The organism is Gilliamella sp. Occ4-3 (assembly GCF_001690675.1).
Lineage (GTDB): Bacteria > Pseudomonadota > Gammaproteobacteria > Enterobacterales > Orbaceae > Gilliamella > Gilliamella bombi.
In genome coordinates this window covers 1-13,828 of record NZ_LZHR01000066.1, presented here as the reverse complement: position 1 = coordinate 13,828, position 13,828 = coordinate 1, and the positions used below count along the sequence as shown (strand labels likewise).

At 32.4% G+C, this 13,828-nt stretch carries 12 protein-coding genes and 2 pseudogenes; 7 read left to right on the top strand and 7 right to left on the bottom strand.

The genetic code is table 11. From position 1 onward, the window contains the following. Window positions 1–234: 234 nt before the first annotated feature. Entirely contained in the window at window positions 235–1,203 is a 969-nt protein-coding gene (gene cmoB / locus A9G44_RS07465) for a tRNA 5-methoxyuridine(34)/uridine 5-oxyacetic acid(34) synthase CmoB (RefSeq protein WP_065610145.1), read from the bottom strand. A gap of 37 nt (window positions 1,204–1,240) precedes the next feature. Continuing rightward, window positions 1,241–1,972 carry a carboxy-S-adenosyl-L-methionine synthase CmoA gene (gene cmoA, locus A9G44_RS07460; RefSeq protein ID WP_065610143.1) on the bottom strand — a complete coding sequence of 244 codons (732 nt, stop codon included), beginning with the start codon at window positions 1,970–1,972 and terminating at the stop codon, window positions 1,241–1,243. Between the two features lie 72 nt (window positions 1,973–2,044). Between cmoA and A9G44_RS07455 the strand changes: the two genes are divergently transcribed. Both A9G44_RS07455 and rnd read left to right on the top strand, forming a co-directional pair. After that, complete coding sequence (locus A9G44_RS07455) at window positions 2,045–3,190, top strand: metallophosphoesterase (RefSeq protein WP_143426339.1); 1,146 nt, start codon at window positions 2,045–2,047, stop codon at window positions 3,188–3,190. 28 nt (window positions 3,191–3,218) lie between these two features. Continuing rightward, window positions 3,219–4,301, top strand: a complete 1,083-nt coding sequence (gene rnd / locus A9G44_RS07450; protein WP_065610139.1) for a ribonuclease D — start codon at window positions 3,219–3,221, stop codon at window positions 4,299–4,301. Window positions 4,302–4,328: 27 nt separating this feature from the next. Here the strand turns inward: rnd and A9G44_RS07445 are convergent, their stop codons facing one another. Further along, on the bottom strand, window positions 4,329–5,021 hold the full coding sequence (locus A9G44_RS07445) for a 5'-methylthioadenosine/adenosylhomocysteine nucleosidase (protein ID WP_065610137.1): 693 nt from the start codon (window positions 5,019–5,021) through the stop codon (window positions 4,329–4,331). Between the two features lie 98 nt (window positions 5,022–5,119). Here A9G44_RS07445 and A9G44_RS07440 point away from each other — a divergent pair, with 98 nt between their 5' ends. Beyond that, window positions 5,120–5,890, top strand: coding sequence for an SDR family oxidoreductase (locus tag A9G44_RS07440; protein ID WP_065610135.1), 771 nt, complete (start codon window positions 5,120–5,122; stop codon window positions 5,888–5,890). 27 nt (window positions 5,891–5,917) lie between these two features. After that, entirely contained in the window at window positions 5,918–6,787 is an 870-nt protein-coding gene (locus A9G44_RS07435; RefSeq protein WP_065589816.1) for a co-chaperone YbbN, read from the top strand. 62 nt (window positions 6,788–6,849) lie between these two features. Here A9G44_RS07435 and map read toward each other — a convergent pair whose 3' ends face one another. After that, window positions 6,850–7,638, bottom strand: a complete 789-nt coding sequence (map, locus tag A9G44_RS07430) for a type I methionyl aminopeptidase (RefSeq protein WP_065610133.1) — start codon at window positions 7,636–7,638, stop codon at window positions 6,850–6,852. Window positions 7,639–7,859: 221 nt separating this feature from the next. Here map and rlmC point away from each other — a divergent pair, with 221 nt between their 5' ends. From rlmC to A9G44_RS07415, 3 genes are all read left to right on the top strand, one after another. Then, window positions 7,860–9,002 carry a 23S rRNA (uracil(747)-C(5))-methyltransferase RlmC gene (rlmC, locus tag A9G44_RS07425; protein WP_065610131.1) on the top strand — a complete coding sequence of 381 codons (1,143 nt, stop codon included), beginning with the start codon at window positions 7,860–7,862 and terminating at the stop codon, window positions 9,000–9,002. Window positions 9,003–9,253: 251 nt separating this feature from the next. Beyond that, entirely contained in the window at window positions 9,254–10,822 is a 1,569-nt protein-coding gene (gene gshA, locus A9G44_RS07420) for a glutamate--cysteine ligase (RefSeq protein WP_065610130.1), read from the top strand. Next, window positions 10,815–11,594 (top strand): endonuclease/exonuclease/phosphatase family protein, encoded by a 780-nt coding sequence (locus A9G44_RS07415; protein ID WP_065610128.1) that lies wholly within the window; start codon window positions 10,815–10,817, stop codon window positions 11,592–11,594. The genes gshA and A9G44_RS07415 overlap by 8 nt, the downstream gene beginning before the upstream one ends. Here the strand turns inward: A9G44_RS07415 and A9G44_RS07410 are convergent. The 3 genes and pseudogenes from A9G44_RS07410 to A9G44_RS13515 form a co-directional block, all read right to left on the bottom strand. Then, window positions 11,575–12,810 carry a transglycosylase SLT domain-containing protein gene (locus tag A9G44_RS07410; RefSeq protein ID WP_065575305.1) on the bottom strand — a complete coding sequence of 412 codons (1,236 nt, stop codon included), beginning with the start codon at window positions 12,808–12,810 and terminating at the stop codon, window positions 11,575–11,577. The two genes, A9G44_RS07415 and A9G44_RS07410, sit on opposite strands and share 20 nt — an antisense overlap. A 40-nt stretch (window positions 12,811–12,850) precedes the next feature. Further along, a pseudogene (gene gloB / locus A9G44_RS07405) lies at window positions 12,851–13,572 on the bottom strand (hydroxyacylglutathione hydrolase). A gap of 62 nt (window positions 13,573–13,634) precedes the next feature. Beyond that, window positions 13,635–13,828, bottom strand: a pseudogene (locus tag A9G44_RS13515) (IS30 family transposase); the annotation flags it as partial.

The window sequence follows — 13,828 nt, the reverse complement described above, 5'->3', positions numbered from 1 at the left end:
ATTGTTTATTTCCTATTTCTAAAAAAATTAATGATTTATATAAAATAATTATATTTAAACACATAGTTACCTGAAAGTTTTTGACAACACTTTTTTTGTCTTTTAGTGATAGATGTTAGTCAATTAAAAAATAAACCAAATATAACTTAAGATACTATGATTTCTTACATTTCAAGGCAACCTGTAGCGGAACCTTAATTCATAAAGCTAATAACGCTTTTTTTTATTATATTATTATTTTTTTGCGATAAAAACAGCTCGCATTGGGGCAGGGTAGCCTTCAATTGTTTTGGTTGAATCATCTGGATCTAAAAAGTTGGCCAGAGAATCTGATGTCATCCATTCAGTTTTGCGTTGTTCATCAAAATTAGTTAATGATATATCAACCATTCTTACATCTGAATACCCACATTTTTCCAACCAATTAATCATTGTAGGAGTAGAAGGTATAAAATAGACATTACGCATTTGTGCATAACGATCACCTGGCATTAACGCTTGATGTAATTCTCCATCAATAACCAAAGTTTCAAGTACTAGTTGTCCACCTTCAACCAATTGATCCTTCAATTGGAATAAATGATCAAGTGGCGATCGACGATGATATAAAACCCCCATTGAAAATACGGTATCAAAAGCATTAAGTTTAGGGAGATGTTCAATTCCAAGTGGTAATAAATGTGCTCGCTGATCGTTACCTAGTAGTTTACGAATAGCCTCAAATTGGCATAGATAAAGCGCCATAGGATCAATTCCGACAGCGAGTTTTGCTCCAGCGCCAATCATTCGCCATAAATGATAACCACTGTTACAACCCACATCTAAAACAATTTTACCTTCTAAACAATCAATATGTTTAATTAAGCGTTCCCATTTCCAATCTGAACGCCATTCTGTATCAATATCAATTCCATACAAGTGGAAAGGGCCTTTGCGCCATGGCATCATATTTTTTAATAATTGCATTATCCTTTGCTGTTCACCCGTAGAAAGAGACTCTTTTGATTTCGCTGTAACACTATGTAATAAATCAATTTGATAAGGTGAGATGGATGGTAAATGTTTAATACTGTTGAGCCATTGATTAAAGCGACTATCTATGTTTTGTTTTTGCCAATTTGCGAGTTGTGCAGGTAATACTTCAAGCCAACTACTAAGTCTATTTTTTGCGATAATCTGGTAAAAATCACCAAAATCAATCATTCTGTTATCCTTTATCAATTACGCTTAAATTAATCTGTTATTTTATGGCAATAATAGAGCCAAAATTAAAACATTGGAACCAAGTGTCAATGTGTTTAAAACCAGCTTTAGATAGTCGCTGTTTATGTGTTTCGATAGTATCTGTTAGCATAACGTTTTCTAGCATGTTACGTTTTTGGCTGATCTCAAGCTCACTATAGCCGTTAGCACGTTTAAAATCATGATGCATATTAAATAGTAATTCATCAATGCAGGTATCACTAAAGCTAAATTTTTCAGATAGGACTAAAATGCCATTTGGTTTTAACGCATTATAGATATTATTTAAAACACGTTGACGATTTTCAGGAGTTAAAAATTGTAAGGTGAAGTTGAGTACAACCATTGATGCATTTTGCATGTTAATATGGCAAATATCATCACAAATTACATCTACAGGTGTGCTTGATTTGTAGGATTCAATATGCCGCTTACAACGTTCAACCATTGGCTGAGAATTATCAACCGCAATAATATGGCAATTTTCTTGATGGACATTGCGTCGAATAGATAATGTAGCTGCGCCTAATGAACAACCTAAATCATAAATCATTGAATTAGGTTGTACAAATCTTTCGGCTAGCATGCCGATCATCGAGATAATATTAGAATAACCAGGAACAGATCGCTGCACCATATCAGGAAAAACTTCGGCAACTTTCTCATCAAAAGTCCAATCCCCCAATTTTTCAATAGGTGTGATGAATAATTGGTCTTTTTTAATATCCATAAAAAGTTATTGGTACGAAAAAAAATAATTTTGTTATCATATCATTATTCGTCTTCAATTGTTCAGATAATTATGAGTTTTATTTATTTTTCTATTTTATTTATGATGATAGTGATCAGTATTTTAATGATTGCTTATTTAGGTAAACGATGGGCATTTTGGTTCAATTTTCATTTTACTAGTTATTCTAAAATCATCTATTGGTTAATTGTTGCAATTGCTGGATTATCACTGGTGCTTTCTAGGGCATTAGATGGTATTTTTAATAAGCTATCTCTGATTTTTAATATTATTTTTGCTGGATTTTTGTGTAGTATTTTTATTTTATTGATTTTTGATGCGATCTATTTGCTCTGCAAAAAAAAATTAAAGCCTAACTTACTGCTTAGAATTGTTTATGTAAGCTTAGTTTTTTCACTATTTTATTACAGCCATGAAATGGCAGTTAGTCCGAAAACCGTTTATTATCAAGTAAAAATAGATAAACCTGCTCATGTTGAAAATCTGCGTATTGTGCAGCTTAGTGATATTCATATTAATGAATTAACTTCGAGTGGATTTATTCAGCAAATGATAGATAAAGTAAATCAATTAAATGCAGATTTTATTGTAATTACAGGTGATACATTAGATAAACGTTTGGCGCCCTTTACAGAACAAGGTTTTGATAAACAATTTCAGCAGTTAAAATCGAAACATGGTACCTACGTTATTTTCGGAAACCACGAATATTTAAATACTAGAAAACAAAATAATAGCGAAGAGGATATTATTAATGCTTTTAAGCAAGCAAAAATGAAGGTTTTAAAAGATGATATTGTATACCTTGATGATATAGGAATTACATTAATTGGGCGAGATGATTTTTCTTCTGTGCTTTATGATGTGAAAAGATCTACATTAGCTGAGTTGATGATGTTTGCAGATAAAAATACACCCGTTATTTTATTAGATCACCAACCCAAAGATCTTACTGAACCAGCAAATTTAGGTGTTGATTTAATGATCTCTGGGCATACTCATGCTGGGCAAATATTTCCAATTAACCTTATTGAAAAATTAACGTATAAAAACGCTTATGGTTTGTATCAAAATGAAGATAATAACTTTACTAGCATAGTAAGTAGTGGATATGGTTTTTGGGGACCACCTATTCGCTTAATGACTCGCTCTGAAATTGTGGTGATTGATGTTGTATTTAAAAAAAGTACACAATAAATAGATTTATCTAAATAGGAATTTTATTTTGTCTTATCAACTTATTGTTAATAATGATCAGCTAGCTGAGTTTTGTTCAAAAATCGAAAAAAGCTCAGCGATTGCATTAGATACAGAATTTGTACGTACGTGTACATTTTATCCACATTTAGGGCTATTGCAGGTCTTTGATGGAAAACATGCTGCATTAATTGATCCAATCACTATTAGCGATTGGCAAGATTTTTTAACGATCTTAAAAAATCCTAAAATTGAAAAGTATTTCCACTCGTGTAGTGAAGATATTGAGGTTTTTCTTCATTACTTTGGAATGGTGCCGACTCCTATTATTGATAGCCAAATATTGGCTTCTTTTTTAGATAATCCGTTAAGTTCTGGTTATGCCAGTTTAGTAAAAAAATATTTAGAAGTAGAGCTAGATAAAAGTGAAACTCGAACAGACTGGTTAAAACGACCATTAACCGAAAAACAGTGTGAGTACGCTATTAATGATGTGTTATATCTTTTTCCATTAGTAAACATTCTAAAATCACAATTAACCGAAAATGATTATTTGCAAGCCGCTTATCAAGAGTGCCAAATGGCGGTGGTTCGTAAATGTACAGTGATAGATCCAAACAACGCTTATCTAAATATTAAAAATAGTTGGCAATTGAAAGGGAAAAGTCTAGGTCAATTGTATAAATTAGCAAGTTGGCGATATAAATTGTCTAAAGAGCAAGATATCGCTTTAAATTTTGTTATACGCGAAGAAGTTTTGTGGAAAATAGCACGTTATTTACCGTCTTCATTAGCTGAACTTGATAAATTAGGGATGAAAGGTAAAGAAATTCGTTTATATGGGCAAAAAATTCTCGATATTTTATCTGAACCGATACCCGAGGTACCACTTATTCGTAGAATTAATACTTATCCCGATTTCAAGAAGATCTCGGATGAATTAAAAAAAGCGGCTCAAATCATTTCATCAAAAACAGGACTTAATCAAGATTTGTTGCTTTCACGCCGATTAATTAATCAATATATTAAATGGAAAATTGATAAAAAAGGTGACGTACCAGAAATACTAACTGGTTGGCGTCAACCCTTGTTTAGTGAATATTGTTTGTAATTTCAGTATACTATTTTTCAAAAGAGTTTAGGCTAGCTCGCTTAACATTGATTCAACAATTAAGGACGATTGTGTCGCTGCAAGTTTTAAAAATGACTGAAAATCCATTGCAGATTCATTATCACCATTATCTGAGATTGCTCTTACCACTACAAACGGTACCTTAAATAGCCAGCAGACATGCCCAATTGCTGCGGCTTCCATTTCTACCGCTATGGCATTTGGAAAGGTTTGTTTGATCCGTTCTAATGTATCTTTACCATTAATAAATGCATCACCACTACCAATTGATCCTTCAACTGCATTAACACCTTGTTTTTTTATACATGATTTGGCTAATGATTGATATTGTTGGCTTGCTTCAAATACAACAGGGCAACCGGACATTTGCCCTGGTTTATAACCAAAAGCGGTTAAATCGACATCATGATAAAATACGTCTTTTGATACGATAATGTCACCAATATTGAGTTCGGTTGAAAGTCCTCCAGCTGAACCCGTATTAATAACGGCATCAACCTTGTAATTATTTAATAATAATGTTGTGCTTGAAGCTGCGGCTACTTTACCAATGCCTGATTGAAGTAGAACGATTTCACAACCGGCAATTTGACCAAGATGAAAATCACAACCTAAATGGCGTTCAACTTGATAATGGGTAATTTTACTTTTTAAGATGGCAACTTCTTCTTCCATTGCAGCAATAATAGCGATTTTCATACGATCCTCTGGCTTAGTTTGGGTAACTTCTATTTAAGTGTGATATCATAATTGCAGAAGATTAGCTTGACAATATATGAATAAAACGGAGATAAAAATTGAAAACAATTTTTATTACAGGCTGTTCAAGTGGAATAGGACTTATTTCAGCCATTGCATTAAAAAAACGTGGTTATCGTGTTATTGCGTCTTGTCGCAAAAAGTCTGACCAGCAAAAATTAATTGAACAAGGATTTGAAACTGTATTACTTGATTTAGATAATCCTGATTCTGTTCATTTAGCCGCTAAAGAAGTGTTAACTATGACAGGCGGACAATTATATGCATTATTTAATAATGCCGGCTTTGGAGTATATGGGCGATTAGCAACAATTAGCCGAGAGCAGTTAGAGTCTCAATTCTCAACCAATTTCTTTGGTGTACATCAGTTAACTCAGTTACTACTTCCTGCAATGCTTGCAGAAAATGAAGGGCGTATTATACAAACCAGCTCAATTGTTGGCATTGTTGCCACTCCTGGTAGAGGAGCTTATTCAGCAAGTAAATATGCTTTAGAAGCATGGTCTGATGTACTAAGATTAGAATTAGCTAATACCAATATTAAAGTTAGTTTAATTGAACCGGGGCCATTAAAAACGTATTTTTCAAATAATGTTAATCAAATAGAAAAAGAAAATATTGTAAAAAATCCACCTATTGCCAAACGATTTACGTTACCGCCTGAGGCTGTGTTGCCTTACTTATTCCATGCACTTGAACATAAAAAACCCAAAATACGTTACAGGGTAACAAAAGTGACAAAAATAGCGGCTATTGCTAAACGTTTGCTTCCTGATAGATTAATGGATAGAATTTTAAAAAATAAATAATGAATCAAAGTATTCTTAGGACATAATATGCAAAATCAATTTATTTTTGATGTTAATGAACAAAATATTCAAGAGATTATAAAAAGATCTTCTCAATCCCCTGTGTTGTTTTATTTTTGGTCATCAAGAAGTCCCAATTATGAAGCAATGACTCAAACTTTAACTAAATTAGCTAATGAACATCATGGTCAATTTATTTTGGCAAGTGTTAATTGCGATGAAGAACAAATGCTGGCTGCTCAATTTGGTTTACGGGCGATTCCAACTGTTTATTTATTTCAAAATGGTCAACCTGTAGATGGCTTTCAAGGTCCTCAATCCGAAGAAACCATTAAAACTTTTTTAGAAAAAGTGCTACCAAATGAAGATGAGCTTAAATTAATTGAAGCTCAAAATTTATTTCATGAAGCTAAATATGAAGAAGCATTACCACTGTTACGGCAAACATGGAAATCACTAACCGATCATTTGGGTAAACCGAGAACCGATATTGCATTAATGCTAATAAAATCACAAATTGAACTTAAACAGCTAAGTGAAGCAAAAGAAGTGCTGGCAACTATTCCGTTACAAGATCAAGATTCAAGCTATCATGGATTACAAGCCGAAATTGAATTACTTGAACAAGCGGCTAATTCACCAGAACTACAACAATTACAGGCAGAATTTGCTCAACATCCTGATAACGTTGAACTAATGATTCAATTGTCTTCCCAATTAATGCATGTAGGACGTCATGAGGAAGCATTAGAGTTGTTATTCAAACCATTGACAAAAGATCTTAATGCTGGTGACGGGCAAGTGAAGAAAACATTACTCGATTTATTGGCGGCATTAGGAACAAGTAATCCGTTAGCTAGTAGTTATCGACGTAAATTGTATACTTTATTATATTAAGATTTATGAAATTTAATAAAGCGAAAGGATTCAACAATAAACTATTGTTGAATCCACTTTATTTAGTGTTCAATAATACGAGGAAAATCTTCGTTACTGCGTAATGTTAAGACTTCAACACCATTTTCAGTAACCAAGATTGTGTGTTCATATTGTGCAGAAAGCCCATGATCTTTGGTTTTAACCGTCCAGCCATCTTTCATGGTACGAGTACGCCAGTCACCAGTATTTACCATTGGTTCAATGGTAAAGGTCATTCCTGGTTTTAAAATTACACCGCCGTCATCAGCGTCATAATGTAAAACTTGAGGTTCGTCATGATAGACTTCACCAATACCATGACCACAATATTCACGAACTGAAGAAAAACCAAACTTATCGACATATTTTTGTATCGTTTTACCAATTTCCTTTAAACGAATGCCTGGTTTGATAATTTTAATCGCCTCGTAAAGGCTCTCTTGTGTAACTTGGCATAATTTTTCACCTGTGATAGTTGGCTTACCAGCAATGTACATTCTAGATGTATCGCCATGATAGCCATCTTTAATAACTGTCACATCAATATTTAGAATATCGCCATCTTTTAACTTTTTGTCAAAACTTGGAATACCATGACAAACCACATCATTAATTGAAATACAACTGGTGTGTTGATAACCATGATAACCAATATTAGCCGGAATAGCCTTTTGGACATTGACGATATGTTCATAACAGATCTTGTCTAGTTCACCTGTAGTAATACCAGGTTTAACATAAGGCTCTATCATTTCTAAAACTTCAGCAGCGAGTTTGCCTGCTATACGCATTTTTTCTATTTCAGCAGGGGTTTTTAACTTTATAGACATTAATTTTTTTCCTTTAATATTAATGGCAATATCCTATCATACAGCACTATTTCGTCAAATTATACCAGAGAATTAATTATACCTTTTTCTTATACTCCTATAATTTTTTGTAAAAAAGTTTCAGGAAAATATATGTTTTAGTATAAAATTCAAAACTATTATTATATTCGTTCGATATTCTGTATATAATTATACCCATTATAAAAAAGGCTTTAATCGCAATGCAATGTCACTTTTACCAACAAAAAAAGTGTTTATCTTGTCAATGGATTGAACATCCTTATCATGTACAACTGGCAGAAAAACAAAATAAGTTATTACAACAATTAATCCAATTTAAACCAAACAAGGTTGAAGAACCTTTTGCTAGTCATGAAACCGCTTTTCGTAATAAAGCAAAGATGGCAGTGTTAGGTAGTGTTGAAAAGCCCGTTTTAGGTATACAAACGGGGAATGAGGCCGTCGATTTATGCGATTGTCCTCTTTACTCAAACAGTATGCAAAATATCTTAAAACTTGTTCGAACTTTCATTCGTAAACAAGGGCTTATTCCTTATAATATTAATAAGCGTAAAGGGGAGTTGAAATTTGTTATAATTACTGAAAGTAAAATTGAGAGTACGAGCAACTTTATGTTGCGATTTGTTTTAAAATCATACAAGTTTGTTGCTAAAATAAATGATTCTATTAAACAATTACAAGACAAAATTCAAAACTTAGACGTAATCTCGATAAATATTCAACCAAATCATGCGGCTATTTTAGAAGGTGAAGAAGAAATAGTCTTAACTGATAATTCATTTCTTCCGATAACTTTAAATAACACTCCTCTTTTTATTAAACCTAAAAGCTTTTTTCAAACAAATCCATATGTTGCCAGCAGCCTTTATAAAACAGCAAGTGACTGGGTCACAGATTTACCTATTCATTCTATTTGGGATATGTTTTGTGGGGTAGGTGGTTTTGGGTTAAGTTGTGCTAACCTTGTTGCTGAGAAAAATATTAGCCTTACAGGTATTGAAATTAATTCAGACGCAATAGAGTGTGCAACTAAATCAGCAAAAAAATTAGGTTTTAAACAATTAAACTTCAAAGCATTTGACGCAACAAAATACGCTACAGCTCAAAAAAATGTACCTGATTTAGTTTTACTAAATCCCCCAAGACGAGGGGCTGGTAAAGTACTTATGCAGTATTTGAAACAAATGGCACCTAATTATATTATGTATTCAAGTTGTAACTTATTTTCATTAGTTGATGATTTAATGTTACTGCCAAATTATCAAATCCAAAAAGTACAATTATTTGATATGTTTCCGCATACTTCACATATGGAAGTATTAGTTTTATTGCAACGATTTTAAATAAAATAGATTTATGATAAATATTATATGTGCTATTTCCTATCCATGAAATAGCTGTTATTTTTTTAAGTTGCCATGTATTTAAGATCGAATTATTTGTAATAAAAATAGTAAATTATAGTTTTTAGGATTGCTATATTACGACGTATAATGCTTTTTATTCCAAATGTTGTCATAAATTAGCCCATCGCATAATTTTAAATTATGCTAATATAAATATCAAATAACTAAATTTTAAGGAAGCGCAAAATATGATTCCTGATGTCTCAAAAGCACTTAGTTGGTTAGAAAAACACTACACCATTTTACAAGGTATTCAACGTGGTATTGAACGAGAAACTTTACGTATTTTGCCTGATGGATCATTGTCAAAAACGCCATTTCCTTCAAAAATTGGTGCTGCGTTAACCCACCCTTGGATAACAACTGATTTTGCCGAATCAATGTTAGAATTTATCACGCCAGTTAATACTAATATTGATTATATGTTGACGTTTTTGCGCGATTTGCATCGTTATGCTAGCGTAAATATTGGTGATGAAATGATGTGGCCTTTAAGTATGCCTTGTTTTGTTGCAAACGAAAAAGATATTATTCTTGCTCAATATGGTACTTCTAATGAAGGTCGCTTTAAAACGATTTATCGTGAAGGATTGAAAAACCGCTATGGTGCAATGATGCAGACCATTTCAGGTGTTCACTATAATTTTTCACTACCAACTGCATTTTGGCAAGCAAGAGAAGGGGTTAAAAATACCGAAGAAGGCAAAGCTGTAATTTCTGAAGGTTATTTTACCTTAATACGAAATTATTATCGTTTTGGTTGGGTTATTCCTTATTTATTTGGTGCATCGCCATCAATGTGTTCTTCATTTATTCAAGATCCAGTTAAAGCACAAGCCTTTATTGAACAAACAAATGGCAATTGCTATTTGCCTTATGCAACTTCTTTAAGATTAAGTGATATTGGATACACCAATAATGCTCAAAAACAGCTTGGTATTACTTTTAACCATTTGGAGACATATGTAGAGGGACTAAAACGTGCAACATGCACAAAGTCTGCAGATTTTGCTAAGTTGGGAATTAAAGTGGATGGGTATTATCGCCAATTAAATGATAATGTATTACAGATTGAAAATGAGTTTTACGCACCTATTCGACCTAAACGAGTGCCAATGGCAGGGGAATCTCCATCGGATGCACTTTTGCGTGGTGGTATTGAGTATATCGAAGTAAGAGCATTAGATGTTAATCCATTTTCGCCAATAGGAATTACTGAAGATCAAATACGTTTTATAGATCTATTTTTAATTTGGTGTGCACTAGCACCAGCACCAGAGATGAGTAGTAAAGAACTTGAATGTGCTAAATTGAATTGGAATAGAGTTATAATAGAAGGGCGAAAACCAGGACTTGAGATTGGTATTGGCTGTGAAAGTAATCGAGAGCCATTATCTAAAGTTGGTCACGAATTATTTAAAGATTTGTTACGTGTTGCTGATGTTTTAGATCATCAAGATGATATGCAGCGTTATCGTAATGTTTGTGAACGTTTAGATTTAATGTTTGATCAACCAGAATTAACTTTATCAGCAAGAACGTTACAAGCAATAAGTGATTTAGGTACAGCTGAATTTGGTTTAGCTTTAGCAAATCAATATAAAAAACAACTTATGGTAGAACCTTTAGCATTATTAACTGAAGGTGATTTTGTACAACAACGCCATTTATCTATTGAGAAACAGATAAAGAAAGAGCAAGGAGATACTTTATCTTTTGATGAATATTTGGAAAAATTGAACGCCAAAAATGTTTAAAAAGCGCTGTTATACTTTACGTTATCAGGCAGATGACAAAGTTGAGTTAGTTTTACCTAATCAATCAATAGTAGTTAATACGCCATTAATTGATCAAACATCGTTTTCTATTTTAGTTTGGAATATTTTTAAACTAAAAAGGGCCGATTGCGTTGATATACTCAAAAACTATGTTGATAAGACTAAACTTATTTTGTTACAAGAAGCCCAAACAACATCGCCGTTACTAAATTTTATTTCACAGCACAATAAAATTGCAGATCATGTTCCAGCATATTGTTTTAATAATATTTATGCTGGAGTCATGACAATTTCAGATTCTTTGCCAATCTCACTTTTTTCTTTTAGAGAAAAAGAACCATTAATCCGTGTCCCTAAATCTGCTTTAATCACTATTTATCCAATTAGCAATTCCAAACAACAGTTATTAGTTGCTAATATTCATGCCGTAAATTTCAGTATTGGTGTGAAAGTTTATCGCCAGCAAATACACATGCTATTAAATCATATAAAAGAGCATACTGGTCCAGTGATTTTGGCGGGTGATTTTAATGCATGGAGTCGGCAACGATTAAATTTGTTGTATCATTTTGTTCGTTCAATTGAACTTAAGCCAGTTAATTTTTCAGTAGATGTTCGAAAGAGATTTATGGGCAGACCACTTGATTTTGTTTTTTATCGAGGATTACAACTTAATGCGGCTGAAATTATTAGCACAACCGCATCAGATCATAATCCTTTATTAGTAAATTTTAGATTGGATTCGCGTTGACAAGATTAATTGTCAACATATCACCTTCTTGAACTCTAGAATTCTTTAGATTATTCCATTGCAAGATATCGGTAATTTTTACACGATAATTTTGAGCTATAGAGTAGAGACTATCTCCTGCTTTAACAAGATAAACAATCTTTTTTACATTTTTGGAAAAACTATCCTTACTTACTATACTGTTATTTTTAATAAAACTTGTTCTAAATTCAAACGCCATATTAGAACGAGGAGTATCTTGTAAAAGTTCTGTAATTTCATTCACAACAAGATTTTCTGCTTGTAGCTTTTTGAATAAACTTTTAGCATGAGCATAAGGAACAAGCAAATGGAAAGGACCATTTACTGTTTGTTGCACATATCCAGCATTATAAGTAGCTAACTCATCAAGTGATAGTTCTGAGTATTTAGCAATTTTAGCAAGAGAAATATTCTTTGATATATCAATTCTAACGAGTGAATTTTCATAATTACAATCAGGTAATTTAATTCCATATCGTTTATTATTCTTAACAATATCAATAATTGCTAAAATTTTAGGCACATAGTGCATAGTTTCTGTTGGTAAGTCTAGCGACCAATAATTAATTGGTAAACCTTTAGCCTGATTTCTCTCAATGGCTTTTCTTACTCGACCTTCACCTGCATTATAAGCAGCCAAAGTTAATAGCCAATCACCATCAAAACGCTTATTTAAATTTTGTAAAAGTGAAATAGCTGAATTAGTCGATGCAATTAGATCTCGACGAGCATCAAACGAACTACTTCTCTGTAGTCCATACTCTTTAGCTGTAATAGGAACAAATTGCCATAATCCTGCAGCTTGAGCAGAGGATGTAGCAAGTGGGTCATAAGCGCTTTCAATAAGAGGAATTAAAGCTAGCTCCGCAGGTAAGTTATTTTTATGAAGCTGATTAATAATGTAATAAACATAAGGCTCTGAACGTAAGGCAACGGCTTCAAAACCTTTAGGATTACGTAATAATCGTTCTCTTTCCGCGCTAACTCGACTATTTTCTGGAACATTTGCTTCAATCTGATTCAGCATATATTGCCATGGATTTTGAGTGATAGATACATAATTACTGGAACTATTTGTATTATTAGCTGTGTTTTTTGAATACTTTATTCTAACAACAGGATTATATCGTGGTCCATGATGCTGACATGCGATTAAAAACAAACATAACGCTGTAAATATTAATAACTTTTTCATTAGTCCGTAAATTTTACCTAAATTAAGATTAGCATTATACCTAAAAAATATCTTTTTGGCTTCTAAAAAAAACAAACAATTCTAATTCATTATTAATTTTGAACTTATTTTGTAATTTAGTTTCATTACATCGTAAAAATAAATTAATTTTTTTTCGTCAGATAAATTAGACGGTAATGTTATTAATTTATTAGAAATCGAATCTAAATAGCTTTCGATATTTTTGTCATTGGGCAGCATTTGGGACGCAAATGCTAAATTTGATAAAGTATATTCATGACCTGCACAGATTAAAGTATCATTAGGCAGTTGTTTTAAATGTTTTAAAGAATTTAACATTTGTTCATGAGTACCTTCAAAAATCCTTCCACAACCGGCTGAAAATAAAGTATCCCCAGAAAATAAATAGGGTATGCAATAATATGCCAAATGACCAAAAGTGTGCCCTGGTACTTCTATAACTTCAAAACTAAAATCACCAATACAGACTTTATCTTGTTTGATAAGATAATTAATTGGTAAATTGATTTCACTTGGACCGTAAACATCAATATCTTGGTATTGAGCTTGTAATTGGTTTACTCCTCCAGTGTGATCAATATGGTGATGAGTAAGTAAAATTCCAAGGGGGATTAATTTATGTTTATTAATATAATTAATAACAGGTTCGGCTTCCCCAGGATCGATAATTATGGCTTGGTTATTGGTTAGAATCCAAATATAATTATCTTTTAAGGATGCAATGCTATGTAGTTTATACATTTTAATTTTTTAGCGTTAATTATAAATTATGTCGTTAAAAGCAAATAAACTTTTTAAAATTCCTAGATTACACCATGAAGTGCAATTCGTCTTAACTCCTTAGAATAAAAATCGGCAGGGCTTTTAAACTTATGCCGTTTTCTTGGGCGTGTGTTCAATAGATATTGTATTTTCTTTATCTGTTTGTCGTCAACTAATGAAATGGCCGCTGACTTAGGTATAAACTGACGTATTAAGCCATTGGTGTTTTCATTTG

What these genes read in the sequence shown, in the direction of transcription:
- cmoB (WP_065610145.1), bottom strand. Translation starts at nt 1,203, where the DNA reads ATGATTGATTTTGGTGATTTTTACCAGATTATCGCAAAAAATAGACTT.
- cmoA (WP_065610143.1), bottom strand. Translation starts at nt 1,972, where the DNA reads ATGGATATTAAAAAAGACCAATTATTCATCACACCTATTGAAAAATTG.
- A9G44_RS07455 (WP_143426339.1), top strand. Translation starts at nt 2,045, where the DNA reads ATGAGTTTTATTTATTTTTCTATTTTATTTATGATGATAGTGATCAGT.
- A9G44_RS07445 (WP_065610137.1), bottom strand. Translation starts at nt 5,021, where the DNA reads ATGAAAATCGCTATTATTGCTGCAATGGAAGAAGAAGTTGCCATCTTA.
- A9G44_RS07435 (WP_065589816.1), top strand. Translation starts at nt 5,918, where the DNA reads ATGCAAAATCAATTTATTTTTGATGTTAATGAACAAAATATTCAAGAG.
- map (WP_065610133.1), bottom strand. Translation starts at nt 7,638, where the DNA reads ATGTCTATAAAGTTAAAAACCCCTGCTGAAATAGAAAAAATGCGTATA.
- rlmC (WP_065610131.1), top strand. Translation starts at nt 7,860, where the DNA reads ATGCAATGTCACTTTTACCAACAAAAAAAGTGTTTATCTTGTCAATGG.
- gshA (WP_065610130.1), top strand. Translation starts at nt 9,254, where the DNA reads ATGATTCCTGATGTCTCAAAAGCACTTAGTTGGTTAGAAAAACACTAC.
- A9G44_RS07415 (WP_065610128.1), top strand. Translation starts at nt 10,815, where the DNA reads ATGTTTAAAAAGCGCTGTTATACTTTACGTTATCAGGCAGATGACAAA.
- A9G44_RS07410 (WP_065575305.1), bottom strand. Translation starts at nt 12,810, where the DNA reads ATGAAAAAGTTATTAATATTTACAGCGTTATGTTTGTTTTTAATCGCA.